Genomic DNA, 20,055 nt, shown 5'->3' with positions numbered 1-20,055 from the left:
ATATAGTAGTTGAAAGTTGTTTATTAGTTGTTGTGTGTGGGTGGAGTTGTGTGCGGGTAATACGAAAAACGCCGTATCCCGCCTCGCGAGGAGACGGATACGGCGTCAGGAAGGAAGGGGGCGATGGGGCGCGCCCCAGCGCCGGATTTCTGAAGAACTACTGCTTGATGGCAGAGACCTCGAGGACGATCTTGATTTCTTCGGACACTAGGACGCCGCCGGTCTTCAGCGGAGCGTTGAAGTCGATGCCGTAGTCGAGACGGTTGATCTTCGTGGTGGCCTCGAAGCCGAAGCGGGTGTTGCCGAACGGATCCTCGGCGACGCCCGCATCCTCAACCTTGAGGGTGACCGGCTTGGTGGTGCCCTTGATGGTGAGCTCGCCCTCGACGGTGCCCTCGCCGGACTCGTCAACGTTGAACGTGGTGGCCTTGAAGGTCAGCTCCGGGTACTGCTCAACGGCGAAGAAGTCGTCGCCCTTGACGTGGCCGTCGCGGTCCTCATTGCCGGTGCTGATGGAAGCGGTCTTGATGGTGACGTCTGCAGAGGACTCGTTGATGTTCTCGGCAACGTTAATGGTGCCCTCGAACTCTTCGAACTTGCCGCGGACCTTGGTGACCATGGCGTGGCGAGCGATAAAGCCGATGTTGGTGTGGGCCGGATCCAGGGTGTAGGTGCCTGCGTTAACAGTCATGATTGTTTCTCCTTGATATAAGTAGTCAGTTCGTTTGTTGATGTATCACTCATAGTACCCCAATGACTTCAAGCTTCAAGTCATTTTCTTTTACTATGTGCGAAAACGCATCACCGCCTGCAAGGATCCGGTGAATATATTTCCTAAATTTCCGTCGCGGCGGCTGCGTTTCGGCACCCGCAACGCGCTCGTAGGTACGGGCCTGCGCGACAAGGTGGCCATCGGTGCCTCCGGCAAGATTGCTGGCGGCGCGGACGTCGTGCGCCGCATCGCGCTCGGCGCGGACTTCACGAACTCCGCGCGCGGCATGATGATGGCCACCGGCTGCGTCCAGGCACAGAAGTGCAATACCAACATGTGCCCGAGCGGTGTGGCGACCCAGAATCCGTGGCTTGCCCGCGGCGTTGACGTGGACGACAAGGGCCAGCGCGTGGCGAACTACCACAACGGTGTGGTGCGCTCCGCCAAGCGCATCCTCGCCTCCATGGGCCTGTCCTCCTTCCAGGACTTGGGTCCCGAGCATGTCTTCCACCGCGTGGACCCCGCGCATGCGACGTCCTACGGCGAGCTCTATGACTGGCTCGAGCCGGGCGCCCTGCTTACCGGTGAGGTCTCCGAGCGCTGGCAGCGCATCTGGGAGTGTGCCGACGCCACCGCCTTTACCGCCCTGCACCGCAAGCACCCGCGCGCAACCAACTAAGCCACCACATCCCAGAAAACGCAGAAAGCGCACTCCGCATGGAGTGCGCTTTTGTGTGTGCCCGGATGTACGTTCCGGACATATAGGGCTTTCGTGGCTCTGGGCGGAGAGCCACTATATGTCCGGAAGGGATATGTGTGGGTCCGCCGGAGGAATTACGGTCGGCCAGTGACGAGGACGTCAGTGAGCGTCACCTTGTCTGCCTTGGGCAGGGAGTCGAACCAGATGAGGACGCCGTCGAATTTTTCCGGCAGCTCGTCCAGATCGACGTGGTCCTTGGCGGACTTGAGCTTGCCGCTGGCGAGCTCGGTGAGTTCCTTCGAGTCAGCATCGAGCGACGCGGGGTCCGGGGTGCCCGTGACGCCGAAGACGCGGTACTCGGCGCCCGTGGACTTGGACTGGGAGAAGACCACGTCGCGCAGCTGGGAGGGCTGGGACAACTCGAGGAGCACCCCGGTATCGGCCTTGGACGTCGTCCACGTCGTCTTCGAGGAGTCATCGGTGAGCGCGGTCGTCTCCTTGCCAGAGGCCACGTCTACGGCGCCAGCTGGCGTGAGCACGAGCGCGGGGCCGGACACAGCGGTCGTCGTGGGTGCAGAGAGCGTGACAGGAGTCTCGGGCTCGTCGCCGCCGATGAGCGAGATGATCCATACGGTGAGCGCAGCCATGCCCACCACGAAGGCGGTCGCCAGCGTGCCGAGGAGGAAGACGCCGGAGCGCGAGTAGCCGCGGGAGCCGAAGCCCGGTTCCTCGTCTTCGACGATGATCTCAGGCTCGGAGATGGGCAGCGGCTCTTCCTCCGGAGCATCCTCCGCGTCGCCTCCTAATTCGCGGAGCTGGTCCGCGATGAACACGAGCGGTGCCTCAGACTCGCCCAAATCAATGAGCGCCTGCGGGGCCGGGCTGGCGGCATGCGCGAGAGTGGAAATCGCGGACGTGAGCGCCGCGTGGTCGGATTCCTCCGACGCGTTATTAAGCACGCCTGGGAAGGCAAGGCGGACCACGCCATCCGTGGCGACGCGGAAGCGCGCGCGATTGTCCACGCCGTAGGCAAGACCGGCGGCGTGGGCCGCGGCGGCATCGGCAAGCACGGGTGCGAGCGCGTGAGCCACGGCGCGGGAGTCGAGGTTGCCGGCCTCGGCGACGGCCTTGAGCTCGGTGCCCTCGATCCAGTCCGCAACCACGAGTCCGCCGTTGCGGTAGGACAGGATTTCAATATTGTCCGCGACGGTGGGCAGGTTCATCTCCGCGAGCTTGCGCGTGGAGCGCGCGACCTCGGCGGAGCGCTTGGCCACCTCGGCCGGGGTGGCCGCTGCCAGCGGCGCGCGGTTCGTGGTGTCGACGAAGGTGAGCGCCACCATACGGCCGGTCTCTTGTTCGCGAGCCTGCCAGAAGCGCGCGCCCGGCACGGAGCCGTGCTCCTTGAGCAGGCGGAAGCGGCCGTCAGAGACCGGGGCACCCGGCACGAGGGCGGGGCCACGGACGATACCGGCGGACATCGGCGGCGGGACCGGCGAGGAGTTGAAGGCGTCGAAGGCGACAAGCGGCTGGATTTCCGCCTGTTCGGGTTGCTCGACCTGAATACCGGCGTCCGGCTTGATGTTGATGAAGCGGCTCATGCCCGGGACGCGCTGGAGCGCGCGGCCCAGGTTGAGGACCTCCGGCAGGCCGGAGCGGGACAAGACGAGGCCGGTGACGATGAGGAAGACGATGCCGGACAGGCTCACGCGCACGAGGATGAAGAGGCTGGGGACCTCGGGGATGACAAAGTCCAGGAGCCAGTTGAAGGCGAGAGCGACGAGCAGGCCCACGACGCCCGCGCCGGCGGACCACACGGTAGTACTCGTGACTTCGCGCCCGCCCAGCGAGCCCAAGTGTCTCTTGAGGAGGAACGCGCCGATGACGGCGCCGGCGACGAAGCCAAAGCCGTTGGCGGTACCGAGGAGGACGACTACGTTGTCCGGGGAGCTCGCCACGCGTACGGCGAGCAGGGAGAGAACGACCTTGGTAATGGTGATGCCCGCGATGATGAAGGTCGGCGTCCAGGCTTCTTCGCGGGCATAGAATACGCGCAGGTGGAGTAGAACGAGGGCGTACGGGATGAGCGTGAACGCGGAGAAGGACAGCGTGAGACCGAGGATTTCGGCCTCGTCCATGGTGAAGCGGCCGTAGCCGAAGAGACCCTGAGCGATGGGCACGCCGAAGCCGGTGAAGAAGACGACGATAGGGATAAGCGCAATGAAGGTGAGCTTCGTGCCCAGCGTGAGGTCGCGGACCACGGCGTCCGAGTCGCCGTCCGCGGCGTTGCGGGACAGGCGCGGCATAATCGCCGTGAGGAGGGTGACGCCGATGACGCCGTAGGGCACCTGGAGCAGCAGCCAGTGGTTCTGGTAGATGACGTTCGCGGCTTCAGAGGAGATGGACGCGATCTGTGAGGTCACGACGTAGCCAGCCTGGGAGATGGCGACGTACGCGATAATCGCGATGGCCATGGAGCCGAACTGCTTGAGGCGGGCGTCGATGCCCCACAGGGGTGTGAGGTTAATGCCCGCGCGGTGCAGGTACGGAACAAGGATGAGGCATTGGATTACGACGCCAGCCGTGGTGCCGAGGCCAAGGAGCAGGATGTGCGGGTCCGTGACTGGCGAGGGCGCGGCGGGGTTGAGCTCGCCAGGCAGGAACCAGTACGCCAGGAGCACCGCGATGGAAATGACGTTGTTGATGACCGGGGCCCACGCGCCGGGCGCAAAGATATTCTTCGTATTGAGGATGGCCTGGAAGAGAGCGAACAGGCCGTAGAAGAAGATCTGTGGGAGCAGCAGATACGCCATGGACGTTGCTTGGTCGACGTTGACCATGCCGTCCGATTTGATCATCATGCGCGTGAGTAGCGGCGCGCCCACGACGGAGAGGATGGTCACCACGCCGAGGAGCGAGGCGGCGAGCGTGAATAATCGTCGCACGAATTCCTCACCGCGGTCGGGGTCTTCCTTCTCCGCGCGTACAAGGACCGGGACGACGAGCGAGGTGAGCACCGCACCGAGGACGATCTCGGTGACGAGGTTCGGAATCTGGTTCGCCGTCTGGAACGCGGATGCGATGGCCGCGCCCAGCGTCGAGGAAATGAGCACGGTGCGCAGGAAGCCCGTGATGCGCGAGATGAGCGTCGCGATGGCCATGGAGCCGCCGGCGCGGACGACGTCGGCGTCAGAGGTGCCTTCTGAATTTTCGGCAGACGCTCCAGCGGATGCCGGCACGTAGTTTTCGCCCTGGAGGTGCGACTTGTCCGGCTCGGCGGGCGTGGGCTCGGGCTCAGGTTGGGCGCGTGGCACCGGCACGGGCGCCGGCGGAGTGGGTTGGACAATGCGCGAACGCAAGCCAGCGGGTTCTTGAGATGTCATAAAGAGCTCTACTTCTTCTTATGCGAGGCCCGGCGCAGGCGCACGGCGAGCGCGCCCAGCGCGAGCAGGGCGACGAGACCGCCCAGGCCGTAAACACTTAACATACCGCCCCTGGTCTGTACCGCAATGGTGACAGGCTGCGAGATGGTCGCGCCGTCAGGCGTCGCGAGCCACAGGCGGAGGTCTGTCCTGCGGTCAGTCGGCAGGTCGGCCGTCATCGATACCGTAATAGAACCCTTGGCGGGCACCCGCAGCGTCTCTGGCGTGTTGAGGGACGCGGACTCAGGGCCTTCATATTTAATGTGGGCCTCGACGGGCAGTGGCAGCGAGTTCTCCGCGACGATGAGCAGCGGCGACGATTGCGAAGATCGCGTATAGACGTTGCCCGGCGGAATGAGCGAGACGGAGGCGCGCAGCTCCTGCAGCTGCTCCGAGTTCGCCTCGAAGCGGCGTGTCGAGCGCACGATTGCGTCCTGGTAGCCGGAGGCCGTCTGGCGATCGTTGAGACTCAACGCCATGAGCAGGTCGCGGCGTAGCGGCAGCGTAAATCCGTAGCGCGTGAGCGCGATATTCGGATCATTGACCATGATGAGCATGAGCTCATCCGCGTACCGCGCTTGTTGCTCGGCAAGCAGAATCTCGGGCCCGCTCAGCGCCGCGGGGTCCGCGTAGGGGCTGCCCGGCTGGTTGTTTGTCTCTGCCGCGCCCAGCTTGCCGATGCCCCCTTCGGCCGCGCCCTGCGCGAGCTCATCGAGGACCGCCGCAGCGGCGGCCGGATCGAGTTGGTTGGGCAGCTTGGCCACGAGGGGTGCATCTTTATCGGCTTCTGGGGCGGCGTGCTCGGTGCGCGCGAGGCGGATGCCGGCGGCGGCGCTGAGCGCGCGGGAGGCGGGGGCATCGGCAGCAAAGTCGTAGCGCAGTGCCGGGTTGGAGTACGCGGTGGTCTCCGGGCGCGAGCCGGTGGCGGCGAGCAGCGAGGCGAGCGAGGCGTTATACGTCGCGTAGTGCTCGCTGCCCGTGACCGTCGTATTGTCCGCGACGAGGACGGTGGGCGTGCCCAGGTCCGCGTAGGGGGCATTCGTCGTGAAATCCGAGGTGACGTAGCCGTTGCCGGGCACAAGGATAGTGGTAGGCGTTATGCCTAGGGTGTCCTCGATGGTCTCGTTGCCGCGGGCGACGGCCTCGTGGAGGAGCCACGCGTTGCGGGTTTTCGCCGCGGCGTTCTGGTCCGCGTTGGCCCACGGCATGGTGCTGATACAGTCGAGCTTCTTCAGTTTGTCCAGAAAGGCCTGCGCCGCGGCGGAGCCGGTGCCTTCGACGCCCGCGGTGTCGTTGGTCGAGCCCCAGGAGTCGCGCAGGCGCTGTGGCTTCTTCACGATGGACGGCCGGTTACTCGCCACGGTGTAGCCGTCCGCCATACGCGACGCAACGTCGACGAGCGCAGGGTCGAGCACGACGCAACCGGGCTGGTTGTGGTCGAGGTACGTGTCGACGAGTCGGGTAAGGCGCCCCTCGGGGCCGAGCTGGCCCGCGAGCTGCTCGGACTGGAGGATGAGCGACTCGCCGCCGGTCTCGCCCGGCACGATGTCCACGGTCGCGGTGAGCGGATAGAGGACCGTGAGGGAATCTTTGGCCTTGGAGTCGCCGACGGGAAGGAGGAGGCGGTCATCGGCAAGCGCATGCGCCGCCCCGTCCTGGAAGCCGGTGAGCGCGAACATGAGCGGGTAGACGCCGTCCTCGTCCAGGGCCAGGGTGCCCTGATCATTGAGGCCCGTGGGCACGCGGAGCTCGACCGTGGTGCGCTCCCCCGGTTCCAGGTCCGCGGGTGCGGCGGTGGCCGCGAAGTAAGGGAACTGGCCGGTGGCGAGCTCTGAGCGGCCTGCGTCGACGGTGGAGACGCGGTCCCCGCGCCGGGTGGTGACCTGGAGATCCGTCATCGTGGTGTCAGAGGTATTGACGATCTCGAGGGTGACGTGGAGATCCTCCCCGCGGCGCGGCGCGGAGATCTCCGTGACGCTGAGCTCGGCGATCTGCGGAGTGCGGACGCTCTCCCAGGCTGCGTCATCGAGCGTCGGCGCGGCCTGGGCGGGCGCCGTGAGGAGCGCGACGGAGGCGGCGACTGCGACTACAGCGGCGCGCCTCAACGCGGCGTGGCCTTCCCTGCTTCCTTGTCTGCGCGGGCTAAGTCAGGAAGCAGATCGTGGGCGATACGCGCGAGCTTGCGCTCGTCCGCGTACGCCAAATGCTCAATGAGTTGGGACACAGGGATCCAGGAGACTTCGGTGACCTCCGGATCCTCGTCATTGAGGATGCCGTCGCGGAACCGCAAGAGATAATGGTGCACCGTCTTATGGATGCGCACGCCGTCTGAGACGAACCAGTAGTCGATCTCGCCGAGGTCCGCGAAGACCTCGCCGTGGATACCGGTTTCTTCCCAGACCTCGCGCTCGGCGGTCGCGCGCTTGTCCTCGTCGGCCTCGACGTGGCCTTTGGGCATGGACCACAGGAGGCGGCCGCGGCGGTCGAGGCGCCCGATGAGCGCGACGTAGACCTGGGCGAGATCCACCGAACCGTCAGCCTGCACGGCCTCCGGCAATCCGGAGACAACGAGGCCGCCCGCGGACGTTTCGTCCCGGGTTTCCATCGAGCGCGACTGCTGGCGTTGCTGCTGTTGCGCGCGCTTGGCACGCCCGTCGGTACGCCGGCGGCGGCGACGCCTGCGCGGTGCGGGTTTGGTGCCTTCATTTCGGTTAGTCATCGCCACTTATCGTAGTAGACTTGGCCGCGTGAATTTTCAGGACACCCAGGACAGCACCGACCGTACGGATCCCGCCTCGCCGGAACGCCTGGGCGTCCTCGCGCGGGCAGACGCCGCGGTACGCGAGCTCTACCCGCTGCTCGAGGGGCTCATCGCTCGCTTCGAGGAGTCCGGCCACGCGCTCTACCTCGTGGGCGGCTCCGTGCGCGACGCCGCGCTCGGCCGCCTGGGCCATGACTTGGACTTCACCACGCCGGCGCGCCCGGACGTGGTGCAGGCCATCCTTGACGACTGGGCCGAGACCGTGTGGGACACGGGCATCGACTACGGCACGGTGTCTGCGGCGTACAAGGGCCAGCAGATCGAAATCACCACCTTCCGCTCCGACGTCTATGACGGGGACTCGCGCAACCCCGAGGTCGCGTACGGCGACACGCTCGAGGGCGACCTCACGCGCCGGGACTTCAAAGTTAACGCCATGGCGGTTGAGCTGCGCAGCGACGGGCCGGAGTTCCACGACCCGATGGGCGGCCTCGGTGACTTGGCCGCACGCGTCCTCGACACTCCGGCCGCGCCGGAGCAGTCCTTCCACGACGATCCGCTGCGCATGCTCCGTGCCGCGCGCTTCGCCTCCCAGCTCGAGTTCGACGTCGCCCCGCGCGTGCTTAAAGCCATGAAGGACATGGCCGGCGAGATCCAGCGCATCACCGTCGAGCGCGTCCAGGTGGAGTTGGACAAGCTCATGCTCGGCTCGCTGCCGGAACGCGGTATCGACTTGCTTTGCTCCTCCGGCATCGCGGACTACGTCTTCCCGGAAATCCCCGCCATTGCCATGGAGCCGGACGAGCACGCGCAGCACAAGGATGTCTACGCCCACTCGCTCAAGGTGTTGCGCCAGGCCATCGACCAGGAAGAAGATGGCCCGGACCTCGTGCTGCGCTGGGCCGCGCTCCTCCACGACATTGGCAAGCCCGCCACGCGCGATACGACGGACGGCAAGGTGAGCTTCCACCACCACGAGGTCGTGGGTGCCAAGCTCGCGCGCAAGCGCCTGCGCAAGCTCAAGTACCCCAAGCACGTGACCGAGGACATTGCGCAGCTCATCTACCTGCACATGCGCTTCCACGGCTTCGATGGCGACTCGTGGACGGACTCCGCCGTGCGCCGCTACGTCACGGACGCGGGCGAGCTTCTCCCCCGCCTGCACAAGCTCACGCGCGCGGACTGCACGACGCGCAACAAGAAGAAGGCCGCGCGCCTCGCGCGGACGTACGACCTGCTCGAGGAGCGCATCGCGGAGATCGCCGCGAAGGAAGACTTGGCGCGCGTGCGCCCCGACCTGGACGGCAACGAGATTATGGAGATCCTCGACTTGAAGCCGGGCCCCGAGGTCGGCGAGGCGTGGAGCTTTATGAAGGAGCTGCGCCTCGAGGAAGGTCCCCTCGAGCACGAGGTTGCGATTGCGAAGCTGCGCGAGTGGTGGGAATCTAGATAGTTATGTACGCCGACCGACTGTTTAAGGCCCTCGAACGCAACGAGCCTGCGCGCGGCCAACTCCTCATCGCCGCGCCCGGCATGCGCTCTTCCGAGTTCGCGCGCTCCGTCGTGCTCATCCTCGAGCACAACGCGGAGATGACCTTCGGCGTCGTGCTCACCCAACGCTCCGAGGTCGCCGTCTTCAACGTGCTGCCCGAGTGGCTGCCGCTCGTGACCAAGCCGCAGGCCCTCTACATCGGCGGCCCGCTTAACCAGCAGTCCGTGCTGGGCCTGGGCATGACGCAGCCCGGCGTCACCTTCGACGAGGATGACGTGCTCTCCAAGATCGCGCCGCGTCTGGCACTCGTGGATCTGCGTGCGGAGCCTTCCGAGCTCGAAGATCGCCTCGCCGGCATGCGTCTCTTCGCAGGCTACGCGGAGTGGGCGCCCGGTCAGCTTGAAGAGGAAATCGCGGACGGCGATTGGTACGTCGCACCGGCGCTAGCGCAGGACGTGCTCACGCCTGGCCCGGCCGATCTGTGGGGCGACGTGATGAAGCGTCAGCCCATGCCTCTCCCCCTGTTCTCGACGTTCCCGCGGAGCGCCGACGCGAATTAAATTCCCGTACTGCGGGACGTTCATGCCATGTAGCGGGATTGGTATGCTGGCTCCATGAATTCCGTGGACACGCATGCAGAGATAAAGAAGGGCCTTGCTGATACCTGGGCCGTGGGCTTGGGACTTATTCCTCTCGGCCTCGCCTTCGGTCTGCTCATGGTCCAGACCGGCTTCGCGTGGTGGTGGACGCCCATCTTCTCCTTCGTGATCTACGCCGGTTCGATGGAATTCCTTGCCGTCGCCATGATTACCTCGGGTGTCTCGGCGACTGCGGCGGCCGTGACGGGTTTTATGGTCAACTTCCGCCATATCTTCTACGGCCTGACCTTCCCCCGCGATACTATTCGTTCGGTGCTGGGACGTGCCTACTCGACGTATGCGCTCACAGACGAGTCCTACGCAATCGTCTCCGCCCTGCCGCGCGGTGAAAAGTTCTCCGGGCCACGGGTGCTTACCATTCAGATCTTCTGCCAAGCGCTCTGGGTGCTGCCAGGCATCGTGGGCGCGGTGGCCGGCCAGGCCGTTCCCGACTCGGTCCAGGGCATGGAGTTCGCGCTCGTCGCACTGTTCGTGGTGCTCGCCTTCGACTCCTTTAAGAACAACCCGGACTACTCGCTGCCCGTCATCTCCGGCATCATTGCACTCATCTGTGCACTGCTTGTTCCCGGCCAGATGCTCATGGTCGCGCTTGTCGCGTACTTCCTCGTGCTCATTGCGCGCTTCTTCTCGCCGCGGCTCGATGCGGCACTCACCTGGAAACGGGGGGCATCGGAAAGCTTCGCACAGGTGGTGGACTAATGCCAGAAGGAGTGACCCTGGGCGCCATCTTCGCCGTACTGCTGCCCGTGTGTGTGGTGACGGTGCTTATTCGATGGCTGCCGTTTGGCTTCGTCAAGGCCTTCAAGAATAACCAGTTCATTAGCCTGCTGGGCCTGCTCATGCCCGTGGGAGTGATGACGGTGCTCGTGGTGTACACGGTCTTCGGCCAGCGTGAGGCACCCGGCGGGCTGCTCGCGGCGCTCCTCGGCGTGGCGGCGACGGTGGGGTTGCACCTGTGGCGCCACAACTCGGGGCTCTCCATTATCGGAGGCACGCTCGCGTATATGGCGCTGGTGAATCTAGTGTTCTAGCCGCGCAGGGTGGAGCAAAAGTATTAGAGCTCCGGGAAGCGGGCGGTGGCTTCGGCCCACAGCGCCTCAAAGTCCTCCAGGCTGAGACGCTCGGCCTCCATGCCCTCGTAGGAATCATAGGTGTTGGGGTGCGGCACCTCGGCGAGGGGAATTTGTGCGTCGCCCTGCGCGGTCTTAGGAGTCGCGGCGCCCACCACGGCGTCATTGGGGGCAAGAGCAACCAGGCGGTGCATGCGGCAGGTTGTGGGCGACAGCTCCTCGAGCTCGGCGACGTGGATGGCAACGCCCACCTGCGGGATGGTCATGGTGGTGCGGACGTGGAGGAAGGTGCTCATGGTGGACTATCTTACCGGCGTCTCTTCTTGGCGGGCGTAGCGGGCGGCCAGCCATGAACAGATCATGAGCTGTACTTGGTGGAAAATCATGAGGGGCAGGACGAGGAGGGCGAGCTGCGCGCCGCCTGCGCCGAAAATGACCGAAGCCATGGGCAGGCCCGTCGCGAGTGACTTCTTCGTGCCGCAGAATTCGATGGCGCGCGTGTCGTTGCGGTCGAAGCCCAGGAGCTTGGATCCGCGCTGTGTGAGCCACAGCATGAAGACGACCATGACGATGGAGAAGAGGACGAGGAAGAGCACCTGCCACACTCCGATATTGGACCAGATGCCGCCCACAATGCTGGCGGAGAATGCGGAGTACACAACCATGGCGATAGACCCACGGTCGACGATCTTGGTGCCCTTGGTAGCGGCGAACGTGCCTACCCAGCGGCGGGTGATTTGACCCAGGAAGAAGGGCAGGAGAAGCAGGACGGCGAGGTCAACGAAGACGGAGGAGTCGATGTGAATGCCGGAGCCCACACCCATGCACAGCATAACGAGCAGTGGAGTGAGGAGGACGCCTGCCAGGTTGGACAGTGAGGCCGAAACGATGGCGCCCGCCACGTTGCCGCGGGCGATGGAGGTGAACGCGACGGAGGATTGCACCGTGGAGGGCACGAGTGTGAGGTACAGGATGCCTAGATACATATCCTCGCCGACGACTCCACTGAGGGGTCGGAGCGCAAGTCCGACGAGCGGATACACGACGAACGTGAATGCCAGAATTGTGAGGTGGAGCTTCCAGTGCTTGAGGCCATTGAGGGCCTCAGACGTGGAAAGACGCGCCCCGTAGAGGTAGAAGAGGAGCGCGATCGCGATATTCGTCGCGATGGAGAACGCGTCCGCGAAGGCGCCGCGCGCGGGCAGGATGGTGGCTAAAACGACCGCGCTGAGGATGAGGACGATCAGTGGGTCGGTGTTTTTCAAGCGTGCGAGCATGCCTTGCAGTCTACGCGGGCGCCGCGGCGCGATGTTTCACGTGAAACTACGTGTTGGGAGATTAGTCGGCAGCGGTATTCTTTACCGTCGTGCCGTCAGATTCCACGCCAAAGGCAGTAAGTCCGGTCGGCGCAGGGCCGGAGACGACCTCACCCGTGGCGAGGTCGAACGTGCTCATGTGCTTCGTGCAGATGGCGTTGCCGCCCTGGATCTTGGAGATCGGGTTCTGCTGGTGCGGGCACGTCGTGGAGTAAGCCTTGAACACGCCTTCCTCCGGCTGGGCGAAGATAACACCGTCGACGATGACGCCAGAGCCGACAGGAATTTCGGTGGCGGCTACCTCGGCGGTGGGCTCTTTACCGCAGGCGGCCAGGTAGGCGCCTGCGAAGGTGGTGGCAGTGCCGAGGAGGAAAGCTCGGCGGGAGCATCGAACAGTCATGCCTCTACCCTAGCGGGTGGTTAGGGTGTGAGGTCAATGTCCACGCCGTAGCCGTCGTCGTCATTCTCCGCCTCGAGGTGAATATTCCCCAGTATTGCCTCGGCGTCATCGCGTGCCGCGTCGGCGGCCGTGTTGGAGAGCGTCCATTCCTTAATCTCGGTCCATGAGGTCTCGCCGAAGTCATATTCGCCGAGGGCCACGCCGACATCGGAAAGAATGGCGTCGATGTGCTTCTCTCTATCGTTGGGAGCGCCGGTCACTGTTGCGGAGACGGAGTCCGAATCGAAGTCGACCTCGTACGTTGCAGCGTCTGCTGTGCGGGTGCAGTCATCATCTTCATCGCAGGTGTATCCGGCCTGCTCGAGATTGGAACGGAAGCCTGGTACGTTGACGCCCTTCGACATGGCCGACGGTGAGGTCGTCTCGGCGGAAAAGGTGTGCGGAGCGGCCGACGTTTCGGTGGTGGCGGTCATCTCGGTGGTCACCGGCTCCGAACTTGGTGCGTCCGAAGTGTCTGCGGTCGAGGAGCACGAAGCAAGAGCGAGAGTAGAGGCAGTGAGGAGGGGAAGCGCGCTCAAAGATTTCATGCGTTCCAGTGTGCCTGTTATAGAAGATGCTGTCATGTCTCACCCCTCCGTGAGGGGGACTCCGTGCGGCGAATAGTTGGCGAACACCAACGAAGACTAGGTTTTGCGGACAGGCTCAGCCTCTTGTTTATTTAGTCACTGTGACGGCACACGAATTAAAAAGTTGGGCAAATGATGTAATGGGTTTAGTCCACTATAGGATTAAAAAAGAACCGCGGCAGAACCGCGGTGTACGTTTACTTGTTGTCCGCTTTGCGGGCGGCCCGGCGCAAGGCCGTGAGATCGACTGCGGGGCCGGCGGCTTCCTTTGCCTTTTCGTTCTGGTCGAAGAGGAATGCGGCGCGGGCGCCCATGTTGGCGCCGACGGAGACGGCGAGCACGGCGACGATGAAGCCGAGCGCGGGGATGATCCACATCCACCCGTGGGCGATGAGCGCGACGAGGCCACCGAAGAGGAGTGCGACGCCACCGAGGATCCATACTGGGCCAGCGACGGAGTGGGCGAACTCCCATGCCTCGCGCGACTTGCGAGCTTCCTCGACACGGAGTCCGATGACGTTATTGCCCGGTAGCTTGCGGGCAGCAGCGAGGCCGCCGATGACGACGAGCGCCACAGCGAGAATAAGGAGAATGACTCCGAGTGCAACCATGGGCTCCATTCTAAACGGTGCCTCCCCCGCGGCCGTAATCGTCCCACCGGGCACACTCGCCGCATATGTATTCATTATTCCCATGGGTGTGGGGTAACCTCAATGAGTATGTCGACCAATAGAAATTCGGCCGACCTGCTTCACTCCCTCGGGAGGCCGCGCTGCGTTGTGGCTGGTCGCTTGGGGGATGCGGAGTAGCCTCCCACCACAGGCTCCCTTTATCTTTGTGAAAGTACTGCCATGAACCTCAAGAGCATTGCGAATAGTCTTCTCTTCAAGATTATTGTCGCCATCATCCTGGGCGTTATCGTCAGCTTCTTCGCGCCGGTGTGGCTCGGCCGCATCTTCGCTACCTTCAACGGGCTCTTCGGTAACTTCCTTAACTTCTTTATTCCTGTCCTTATCTTCGCGCTCGTCGCGCCCGCCATCGCGGGTCTCGGCCGCGGCGCGGGTAAGTGGCTGGGCATTACCGCGGGCATTGCGTATGGTTCCACCATTCTCTCTGGCGCAATTGCTTACGGCCTGTCGTTGGCCCTCTACCCCACCTTGCTGGCAGGTCAGTCCATCAATACGAACGTCTCCGACATCGACGAGGGCGCCTTAGAGCCCTTCTTCACGGTGGAGATGCCCGCGCCCTTTGAGGTCATGACCGCCCTCCTGCTCAGCTTCTGCGTGGGTGTTGCCATGACGACGGTGAAGTCGGACAATCTGTATCGCGTCATCAAGGAAACCGAGAACGTTGTTATCAAGGTCATCTGGGGCTTTGTTATCCCGTTGCTGCCCATTTACATCTTTGGCATGTTCCTGTCCCTGGGCATGAACGGCAACCTGGGTGACGTCCTCGTTGCGTTTACCAAGGTGCTTATCCTCGCCGTCGTGATGACCATCGTGTACCTCATCTTCCAGTACGTCGTCGCGGGCGCCATCGCGGGCAAGAACCCGTTTACTGCACTGAAGAACATGGCGCCGGCCTATTTTACGGCATTGGGCACGTCATCTTCGGCTGCCTCCATTCCGGTGACGCTGGATTCGGCCTTGAAGAATGGCATCAGCAAGCCAGTCGCCGGCTTCGTCATCCCGCTCTGCGCCACCATTCACCTCTCGGGTTCCATGATGAAGCTGACGCTCTACGCGTTTGCCATCGTCTTCCTTACGGGCATGGATGTCTCTGCTGGTTCCGCTTTCGGATTCATCTTCCTGCTGGGCATCATGATGGTCGCTGCCCCGGGCGTCCCTGGCGGTGCCGTCATGGTTGCCGTTGGCCTTCTCCAGTCCAACATGGGCTTCGATGATTCCCTCGTCGCGCTCATGATCGCCGCGTACATCGCGATCGACTCCGTGGGTACCGCTGCTAACGTCACGGGTGACGGCGCCATCGCGATGATCGTGGATCGCTTCGCGGGCAAGAAGATCAGCGACGATGAGGCGGAGCGCGCCGCCCTCGCCGCCACAGAAGAGTAACAACACTAAGAATGAGGCCCAGCCGAAAGGCTGGGCCTTTGGTCATTCTTGGACACTGTGAGGTGTTATCCAGGCGCGTTCCCACGTGAAAGACGCGACGCATGCGCCGTCCGTCTTCTCTTATGAAGAAACTTTTGAGAAGATGAGAAACGGAACTCTTACACATTTCGGGAGAAGCAATGAGGTTCCGCTTCCCGTCATCCTGGCGCCGACTCCCCAGGAGGGGACGCAAGAGAACACCGTGAAGCTGCATAATGCTGCCGATGCCCCCAAGGACAACTCCGAGGAGGGTAGCTCCTCGGCAGGAGACATTGTCCTCCTCCTGCGTCGTTAACGCGTCCCCGCCTTCATGGCGGAGACGAACTCCGTCACGTCCTTAGCGAGCGCGTCGAGATCCTCGACGCGCGTCGTGCCCGCTTCCTCGTCGATGGTGACGAGGTGCTTCTCAATGATCTTGGTGAGCGCCGAGCCAGTGATGGCACCGGCGGCGCCGGCCTTGATGGCCGCAGCGACATGCTCCGGGGTGGAGATGCCGAAGCCGAGGAGGACCGGCGCGCCGCCGAATCGGGCGACGTTAGCGACTACCTCGTCGAGGCCGAGAGTCTCGGACTCCTTCTCCGTGCCCGTCACGCCGTCGCGGGAGATCGCGTAGATATAGCCCTTCGAGCTGGCGGCGACGCCCTCGAGGGTGTGCTCCGTCGCGCGGGCTGGGGCGATGAAGATCGGATTGATATCCGCTTTCTTTGCGGCGGCAACGAAGGGTGCGCCCTCGCGCACGGGGACATCGGGAAGCAAGATGCTATCAGCGCCAGCGTCCTTGAACTCCGTGTAGAAGCGGTCGAGGCCGCGCGTAAACGGCACGTTGCCGTAAATGAGCATGCCGAGGGGAAGCTCGGGGAACTCCGCGCGGATCTGCGTGATCTGCTCGATGGCGGCATCGACGGTCGCGCCGTTGGTGAGTGCGCGGATATGGGAGGCCTGGATGGTCGGGCCGTCTGCGACCGGGTCGGAGAAGGGCACGCCGAGCTCGAGGGCATCGGCACCGCCTGCCACCGCTGCACGGACGACGGTGAGAGTGGCGTCCGGTGTCGGATCGCCGAGCATGATGAAGGGGACGAAAGCGCCTTCGCCGCGCTGCTTCAGGGTCTCAAAAAGTTGGCTGTAGCGATCCATGATTAGTCCTCCTTGTAGACGTATTCCGGGTGGGCCTCGAGCGTGCGGCGCACGTGGGCGATGTCCTTGTCGCCGCGGCCAGAGAGTGAGACGAGGATAGTGATGTCCTCATCCTTGCGCTTGAGCGCGTACGCGAGAGCGTGCGAGGACTCGAGGGCGGGGATGATTCCTTCCTTGCGGGACAGGATCTGGAAGGCCTCGAGTGCCTCCGCGTCCGTGATTCCTACGTATGTCGCGCGACCCGTCTGTGAGAGGTAGGCGTGCTGCGGGCCGACACCCGGGTAGTCGAGGCCGGCGGAGATTGAGTAGGACTCCTCCACCTGGCCGTCCGCGTTGCGCATGAGGTAGCTGCGTGCGCCGTGGAGGATGCCGATCGTGCCGTTGTTGATGGTGGCGCCGTGCTTGCCGGAGTCGAGACCCGCTCCCCCGGGCTCGGCGCCGACGAGCTCGACGCCCTCCTCGTCGATGAAGTCCGCGAACATGCCGATGGCGTTCGAGCCGCCGCCTACGCAGGCGACGACGAGGTCCGGCAGACCGCCGGTGCGCTCGAGCATCTGCGCCTTGGCTTCCTCGGAGATGACGCGGTGGAACTCGCGCACAATGGTCGGGAACGGGTGCGGACCCGCCGCGGTGCCGAGGAGGTAGTGTGACTCGTGGAACGTTGCCGTCCAGTCGCGCAGTGCTTCATTCACGGCGTCCTTGAGTGTGCCCGAGCCGGAGTCGACCGGAACGACCTTCGCGCCCATGAGCTCCATGCGGTAGACGTTGGGCTGCTGGCGCTCGACGTCCTTGGCGCCCATGTAGATAACGCAGTCGAGGTCGAGCAGCGCGCACGCGAGTGCGGTGGCCGTGCCATGCTGGCCGGCGCCGGTCTCCGCGATGATGCGCGTTTTGCCCATGCGCTTGGCGAGTAGCGCCTGGCCAATCACCTGGTTCGTCTTATGCGCGCCGCCGTGGACCAGATCCTCGCGCTTGAGGAAAATACGCGCTTTCCCGCCGAGTTTCGTCGCCTCCGTGAGTGGCGTCGGGCGCCCCAAGTAGTCCTTGAGGTAGCCCTTCAATTCAGCACGGAACGAAGGGTCGTTCTGCGCGTCGACAAAAGCCTTCTCCAGTTGGTCAAGCGCCGGAATGAGCGACTCGGGGACGAACTGTCCGCCGAACTCGCCGAAGTACGCTGGCAGCAAAGTCGGTGTTTCACGTGAAACTGTCATTGTGTAATCCTCGTTTAATCCTCTGTGGTTCCGTTGTTAAAAGTTCGAATCTTCGCGAAGGCGCGCGCAATGAGTCCGGTGTCCTTGACGCCCTTCTGGCGTTCGACGCCGGAGTTAATGTCCAACCCCGCGGTTTGGACGTGGAGGGCGCGAATCGCATTGTCTGGACCGATGCCGCCCGCGAGCAATGCCTTCTCCTTCACCGCATCCGGGACCGCCGACCAGTCGAAGGGCGTGCCAGTGCCGCCCTTGCCGGAGTCAAGGACGAGCATGTCTACGTCCTCGATGAGTGGGGCCGCGAACTGCGGCCCGCGCGGGTCCGTCATGTCGAGGGCGCGCCACACCTCGCGCTCCCCTGCCGCGGCACGAACGGCGGCAATGAGGGCACGCTCCTCCTCCACCGAATTGTGGAGCGGCGCGTGAATCTGGAAGGCCTCCACACCGTCGAGCGCGAGTTCCTCCCATCCTTCGGTGCGTCGCGAGACGGCGACGTACGCGAGATCCGGCTCGTGCGCAATGATGTCTTCCGCGGTTTCACGTGAAACATTACGCGGTGACGCGGACTCGAAGATGAGTCCGCCGTAGACCGCGCCCGCCGCACGGGCGGCCTGGGCGGCGCTCCATGTGGTGAGGCCGCAGACCTTGTTTGTGCCGTAGACGAGCTCCCGCGCAGCGCGGTCGATGTCCGGCGTACCAGTCAACTGCGAGCCGACGAGGAACGCATTGGCGCCGGCGCCGAGCTCGCGTACCGTCTGATTGTTGCGGATGCCCGACTCGGAGACGACAACTTTGCCTTCTGGGATGTACTGTGCGAGGCGCGCTGTGCGGCCCAGATCGATGGTGAGGTCGTGGAGGTTGCGGTTGTTGATGCCGATGACGTCAACGCCGAACGCGACCGCGCGGTCGACCTCCTCCTCCGTAATGGCTTCCGTGAGGACGTCGAGACCGAGCTTGTCAGCGAGCGCCTTGAGCTCCGCGTAGGTCTCGTCATCCACGATGGACATCATGAGCAGGATGGCGTCCGCACCAAAATAGCGGGCCGCGTAGACCTGGATGGGGTCGATAATGAAGTCCTTGCATAGCACGGGCAGGTGTGTGGAGAGTGCCACCGTCTGCAGGTGGTCATAGTCGCCGCCAAAGCGCTCCGGCTCGCAGAGTACCGAGATGGCGGACGCGTACCGCGAATAGACGCGCGCGATGGCACCCGGCTCGTAGTGCTCGCGAATAAGACCCAGCGATGGGGACGAAGACTTGCACTCCATGATGAAGCGATTCGTCCCATTGAGCGCGTCGTAGAACGAGCGCTCGGAACGCGGCAAGCTCTCGAGGTCCACGCCCGCGAGGCGCTCGCGGATGGCGGGCAGATGCGTGCGGCGGGCCGCGACGATGCCCTCGAGGACTGTCGGCACACTATTCGGCATAGTTCGCCTCCTCGTGCTTCTTCAACCATGCGGCAACCGTGCCGTCCGCGAGTAGACCCAGGGCCTTCTCCGTGCCCTCCTTGAGGGTCTCGACCTGGCCGTCGAGGTAGAACATTGCGCCTGCCGATGCCGCGATGGCGTCACGGTGGGCCGGGCTTCCGGTTCCCTCGAAGACCGCACGAATGAGCGCCGCATTCTCCTCGCCGTCGCCCCCCACGAGGTCCGCGAGTTCGTGACGCTCGATGCCGAGGTCCTCCGGCTCCTTGGCGTAGTGCGTGATCTCACCGTCACGCAGCTCCCAGAACTCCGTCGTGCCGTGGACGGCGATCTCGTCCGTGCCGGCGCCGTGCGCGACAAGGGCGCGGCTGCGGCCGAGTTCCTGGAAGACCTCGGCGAGGAGCTGGCCCTGTGCCGGGTTGGCGATGCCCATGAGCTGATGCTCCGGGCGGCCCGGGGAGAGCAGCGGGCCCATCGTGTTGAAGAGCGTGGACACGCCCAGTGCCTTGCGCACCGGCTGCACGTGCGCGACGGCTGGGTTGTATGCCGGGGCAAAGAGGAACGTGAAGTTGGAGGCTTCGAACTGGCGAACGGCGCGCTCAGGGTCAAGGTCGAGCGGAATGTTGAGCGCCTCGAGCACGTCCGCGGAGCCGGACTTAGAAGAGACCGAACGGTTGCCGTGCTTGATCATCTTCACGCCGCCGGCGGCAGCGATGAGGGAGCCGGCCGTCGTGATGTTAATCGTATTGGCGCCGTCGCCGCCCGTGCCAGCGGTGTCCATGAGACCCTCGCCGGTAATCGGGAATGGGCGGCCCGCCTTGAGGAAGGCCTTCGCCGCGCCCGCAACGTCCGCGAAGGTCTCGCCGCGCGTGCGGATGCAGGTGAGCAACGCCGCGATGTGGACCTCGTCGTAGTCGCCGACGGTCAATGGAGTGAAGACCTCAATGGCCTCCTCCATCGTCGGCTCTTTGATATCGAGGAAGCGCTGCAGGGTCTTAAGTGAGTCGTGGCTCGTCATGATGCGTG

The 20,055-nt window shown here is 64.1% G+C and carries 19 protein-coding genes; 6 read left to right on the top strand and 13 right to left on the bottom strand.

What is annotated here, in order from left to right; all coding sequences use genetic code 11:
• Positions 1-157 precede the first annotated feature (157 nt).
• Positions 158-691 carry a YceI family protein gene (locus HMPREF3227_RS09590; RefSeq protein WP_066512560.1) on the bottom strand — a complete coding sequence of 178 codons (534 nt, stop codon included), beginning with the start codon at positions 689-691 and terminating at the stop codon, positions 158-160.
• A 130-nt stretch (positions 692-821) separates the two neighbouring features.
• Between HMPREF3227_RS09590 and HMPREF3227_RS09585 the strand changes: the two genes are divergently transcribed.
• Positions 822-1,391 carry a glutamate synthase-related protein gene (locus HMPREF3227_RS09585; RefSeq protein ID WP_066492706.1) on the top strand — a complete coding sequence of 190 codons (570 nt, stop codon included), beginning with the start codon at positions 822-824 and terminating at the stop codon, positions 1,389-1,391.
• Positions 1,392-1,546: 155 nt separating this feature from the next.
• On the opposite strand, the gene HMPREF3227_RS09580 is transcribed toward HMPREF3227_RS09585, so the two are convergent.
• The 3 genes from HMPREF3227_RS09580 to HMPREF3227_RS09570 are packed head-to-tail and all read right to left on the bottom strand — an operon-like array spanning position 1,547 to position 7,550.
• Positions 1,547-4,792, bottom strand: coding sequence for a murein biosynthesis integral membrane protein MurJ (locus HMPREF3227_RS09580; protein ID WP_066512554.1), 3,246 nt, complete (start codon positions 4,790-4,792; stop codon positions 1,547-1,549).
• Positions 4,793-4,800: 8 nt separating this feature from the next.
• On the bottom strand, positions 4,801-6,936 hold the full coding sequence (locus HMPREF3227_RS09575) for a DUF6049 family protein (protein WP_066512551.1): 2,136 nt from the start codon (positions 6,934-6,936) through the stop codon (positions 4,801-4,803).
• Entirely contained in the window at positions 6,933-7,550 is a 618-nt protein-coding gene (locus tag HMPREF3227_RS09570) for an NUDIX hydrolase (RefSeq protein ID WP_066492702.1), read from the bottom strand. Before HMPREF3227_RS09570 ends, HMPREF3227_RS09575 begins: the two co-directional genes overlap by 4 nt.
• Before the next feature lie 28 nt (positions 7,551-7,578).
• Here HMPREF3227_RS09570 and HMPREF3227_RS09565 point away from each other — a divergent pair, with 28 nt between their 5' ends.
• The 4 genes from HMPREF3227_RS09565 to HMPREF3227_RS09550 are packed head-to-tail and all read left to right on the top strand — an operon-like array spanning position 7,579 to position 10,774.
• Positions 7,579-9,045, top strand: coding sequence for a CCA tRNA nucleotidyltransferase (locus HMPREF3227_RS09565; RefSeq protein ID WP_066512545.1), 1,467 nt, complete (start codon positions 7,579-7,581; stop codon positions 9,043-9,045).
• Positions 9,046-9,047: 2 nt separating this feature from the next.
• Entirely contained in the window at positions 9,048-9,644 is a 597-nt protein-coding gene (locus tag HMPREF3227_RS09560) for a YqgE/AlgH family protein (RefSeq protein ID WP_066492698.1), read from the top strand.
• Between the two features lie 54 nt (positions 9,645-9,698).
• Positions 9,699-10,442, top strand: a complete 744-nt coding sequence (locus HMPREF3227_RS09555) for an AzlC family ABC transporter permease (RefSeq protein WP_066512541.1) — start codon at positions 9,699-9,701, stop codon at positions 10,440-10,442.
• The gene (locus tag HMPREF3227_RS09550) at positions 10,442-10,774 is read left to right on the top strand and encodes a branched-chain amino acid transporter permease (protein WP_066512536.1); all 333 of its coding nucleotides are present in this window, start codon (positions 10,442-10,444) and stop codon (positions 10,772-10,774) included. The genes HMPREF3227_RS09555 and HMPREF3227_RS09550 overlap by 1 nt, the downstream gene beginning before the upstream one ends.
• Positions 10,775-10,797: 23 nt before the next feature.
• On the opposite strand, the gene HMPREF3227_RS09545 is transcribed toward HMPREF3227_RS09550, so the two are convergent.
• From HMPREF3227_RS09545 to HMPREF3227_RS09525, 5 genes are all read right to left on the bottom strand, one after another.
• Complete coding sequence (locus HMPREF3227_RS09545) at positions 10,798-11,109, bottom strand: hypothetical protein (protein ID WP_066512533.1); 312 nt, start codon at positions 11,107-11,109, stop codon at positions 10,798-10,800.
• 6 nt (positions 11,110-11,115) lie between these two features.
• Positions 11,116-12,090 (bottom strand): bile acid:sodium symporter family protein, encoded by a 975-nt coding sequence (locus HMPREF3227_RS09540; RefSeq protein ID WP_066512530.1) that lies wholly within the window; start codon positions 12,088-12,090, stop codon positions 11,116-11,118.
• Between the two features lie 61 nt (positions 12,091-12,151).
• On the bottom strand, positions 12,152-12,529 hold the full coding sequence (locus HMPREF3227_RS09535; protein WP_066512528.1) for a Rieske (2Fe-2S) protein: 378 nt from the start codon (positions 12,527-12,529) through the stop codon (positions 12,152-12,154).
• Positions 12,530-12,549: 20 nt separating this feature from the next.
• Positions 12,550-13,116 (bottom strand): hypothetical protein, encoded by a 567-nt coding sequence (locus HMPREF3227_RS09530; protein WP_141628743.1) that lies wholly within the window; start codon positions 13,114-13,116, stop codon positions 12,550-12,552.
• 236 nt (positions 13,117-13,352) lie between these two features.
• A complete protein-coding gene (locus HMPREF3227_RS09525; protein ID WP_066492676.1) occupies positions 13,353-13,766 on the bottom strand; it encodes an SdpI family protein in 414 nt (137 codons plus the stop codon).
• A gap of 240 nt (positions 13,767-14,006) precedes the next feature.
• Here HMPREF3227_RS09525 and HMPREF3227_RS09520 point away from each other — a divergent pair, with 240 nt between their 5' ends.
• Positions 14,007-15,227 (top strand): dicarboxylate/amino acid:cation symporter, encoded by a 1,221-nt coding sequence (locus HMPREF3227_RS09520; RefSeq protein WP_066512520.1) that lies wholly within the window; start codon positions 14,007-14,009, stop codon positions 15,225-15,227.
• Positions 15,228-15,557: 330 nt separating this feature from the next.
• Here HMPREF3227_RS09520 and trpA read toward each other — a convergent pair whose 3' ends face one another.
• From trpA to trpD, 4 genes are read right to left on the bottom strand one after another with little or no spacing between them, the layout of a single operon-like run.
• Entirely contained in the window at positions 15,558-16,400 is an 843-nt protein-coding gene (gene trpA / locus HMPREF3227_RS09510) for a tryptophan synthase subunit alpha (protein ID WP_066512514.1), read from the bottom strand.
• A gap of 2 nt (positions 16,401-16,402) precedes the next feature.
• Complete coding sequence (gene trpB / locus HMPREF3227_RS09505) at positions 16,403-17,611, bottom strand: tryptophan synthase subunit beta (protein ID WP_066512507.1); 1,209 nt, start codon at positions 17,609-17,611, stop codon at positions 16,403-16,405.
• 14 nt (positions 17,612-17,625) lie between these two features.
• Positions 17,626-19,032, bottom strand: coding sequence for a bifunctional indole-3-glycerol-phosphate synthase TrpC/phosphoribosylanthranilate isomerase TrpF (gene trpCF, locus HMPREF3227_RS09500; protein WP_066512503.1), 1,407 nt, complete (start codon positions 19,030-19,032; stop codon positions 17,626-17,628).
• Complete coding sequence (gene trpD, locus HMPREF3227_RS09495; RefSeq protein ID WP_066492663.1) at positions 19,022-20,047, bottom strand: anthranilate phosphoribosyltransferase; 1,026 nt, start codon at positions 20,045-20,047, stop codon at positions 19,022-19,024. The genes trpCF and trpD overlap by 11 nt, the downstream gene beginning before the upstream one ends.
• Positions 20,048-20,055 lie beyond the last annotated feature (8 nt).

The organism is Corynebacterium sp. CMW7794 (assembly GCF_001563605.1).
Taxonomy (GTDB): Bacteria; Actinomycetota; Actinomycetes; order Mycobacteriales; family Mycobacteriaceae; genus Corynebacterium; species Corynebacterium phoceense.
Note: the sequence above shows the minus strand (reverse complement) of the source record. Positions and strands in the feature narration are given on the sequence as shown.

Bases quoted from the DNA above. Each gene is read 5' to 3' on its own strand.
- HMPREF3227_RS09550 (WP_066512536.1), top strand. From the start codon at position 10,442: ATGCCAGAAGGAGTGACCCTGGGCGCCATCTTCGCCGTACTGCTGCCC.
- HMPREF3227_RS09535 (WP_066512528.1), bottom strand. From the start codon at position 12,529: ATGACTGTTCGATGCTCCCGCCGAGCTTTCCTCCTCGGCACTGCCACC.
- HMPREF3227_RS09560 (WP_066492698.1), top strand. From the start codon at position 9,048: ATGTACGCCGACCGACTGTTTAAGGCCCTCGAACGCAACGAGCCTGCG.
- trpB (WP_066512507.1), bottom strand. From the start codon at position 17,611: ATGACAGTTTCACGTGAAACACCGACTTTGCTGCCAGCGTACTTCGGC.
- HMPREF3227_RS09545 (WP_066512533.1), bottom strand. From the start codon at position 11,109: ATGAGCACCTTCCTCCACGTCCGCACCACCATGACCATCCCGCAGGTG.
- HMPREF3227_RS09520 (WP_066512520.1), top strand. From the start codon at position 14,007: ATGAACCTCAAGAGCATTGCGAATAGTCTTCTCTTCAAGATTATTGTC.
- HMPREF3227_RS09525 (WP_066492676.1), bottom strand. From the start codon at position 13,766: ATGGTTGCACTCGGAGTCATTCTCCTTATTCTCGCTGTGGCGCTCGTC.
- trpCF (WP_066512503.1), bottom strand. From the start codon at position 19,032: ATGCCGAATAGTGTGCCGACAGTCCTCGAGGGCATCGTCGCGGCCCGC.
- HMPREF3227_RS09555 (WP_066512541.1), top strand. From the start codon at position 9,699: ATGAATTCCGTGGACACGCATGCAGAGATAAAGAAGGGCCTTGCTGAT.
- HMPREF3227_RS09570 (WP_066492702.1), bottom strand. From the start codon at position 7,550: ATGACTAACCGAAATGAAGGCACCAAACCCGCACCGCGCAGGCGTCGC.
- trpD (WP_066492663.1), bottom strand. From the start codon at position 20,047: ATGACGAGCCACGACTCACTTAAGACCCTGCAGCGCTTCCTCGATATC.
- HMPREF3227_RS09580 (WP_066512554.1), bottom strand. From the start codon at position 4,792: ATGACATCTCAAGAACCCGCTGGCTTGCGTTCGCGCATTGTCCAACCC.
- HMPREF3227_RS09590 (WP_066512560.1), bottom strand. From the start codon at position 691: ATGACTGTTAACGCAGGCACCTACACCCTGGATCCGGCCCACACCAAC.
- HMPREF3227_RS09540 (WP_066512530.1), bottom strand. From the start codon at position 12,090: ATGCTCGCACGCTTGAAAAACACCGACCCACTGATCGTCCTCATCCTC.
- trpA (WP_066512514.1), bottom strand. From the start codon at position 16,400: ATGGATCGCTACAGCCAACTTTTTGAGACCCTGAAGCAGCGCGGCGAA.
- HMPREF3227_RS09530 (WP_141628743.1), bottom strand. From the start codon at position 13,116: ATGAAATCTTTGAGCGCGCTTCCCCTCCTCACTGCCTCTACTCTCGCT.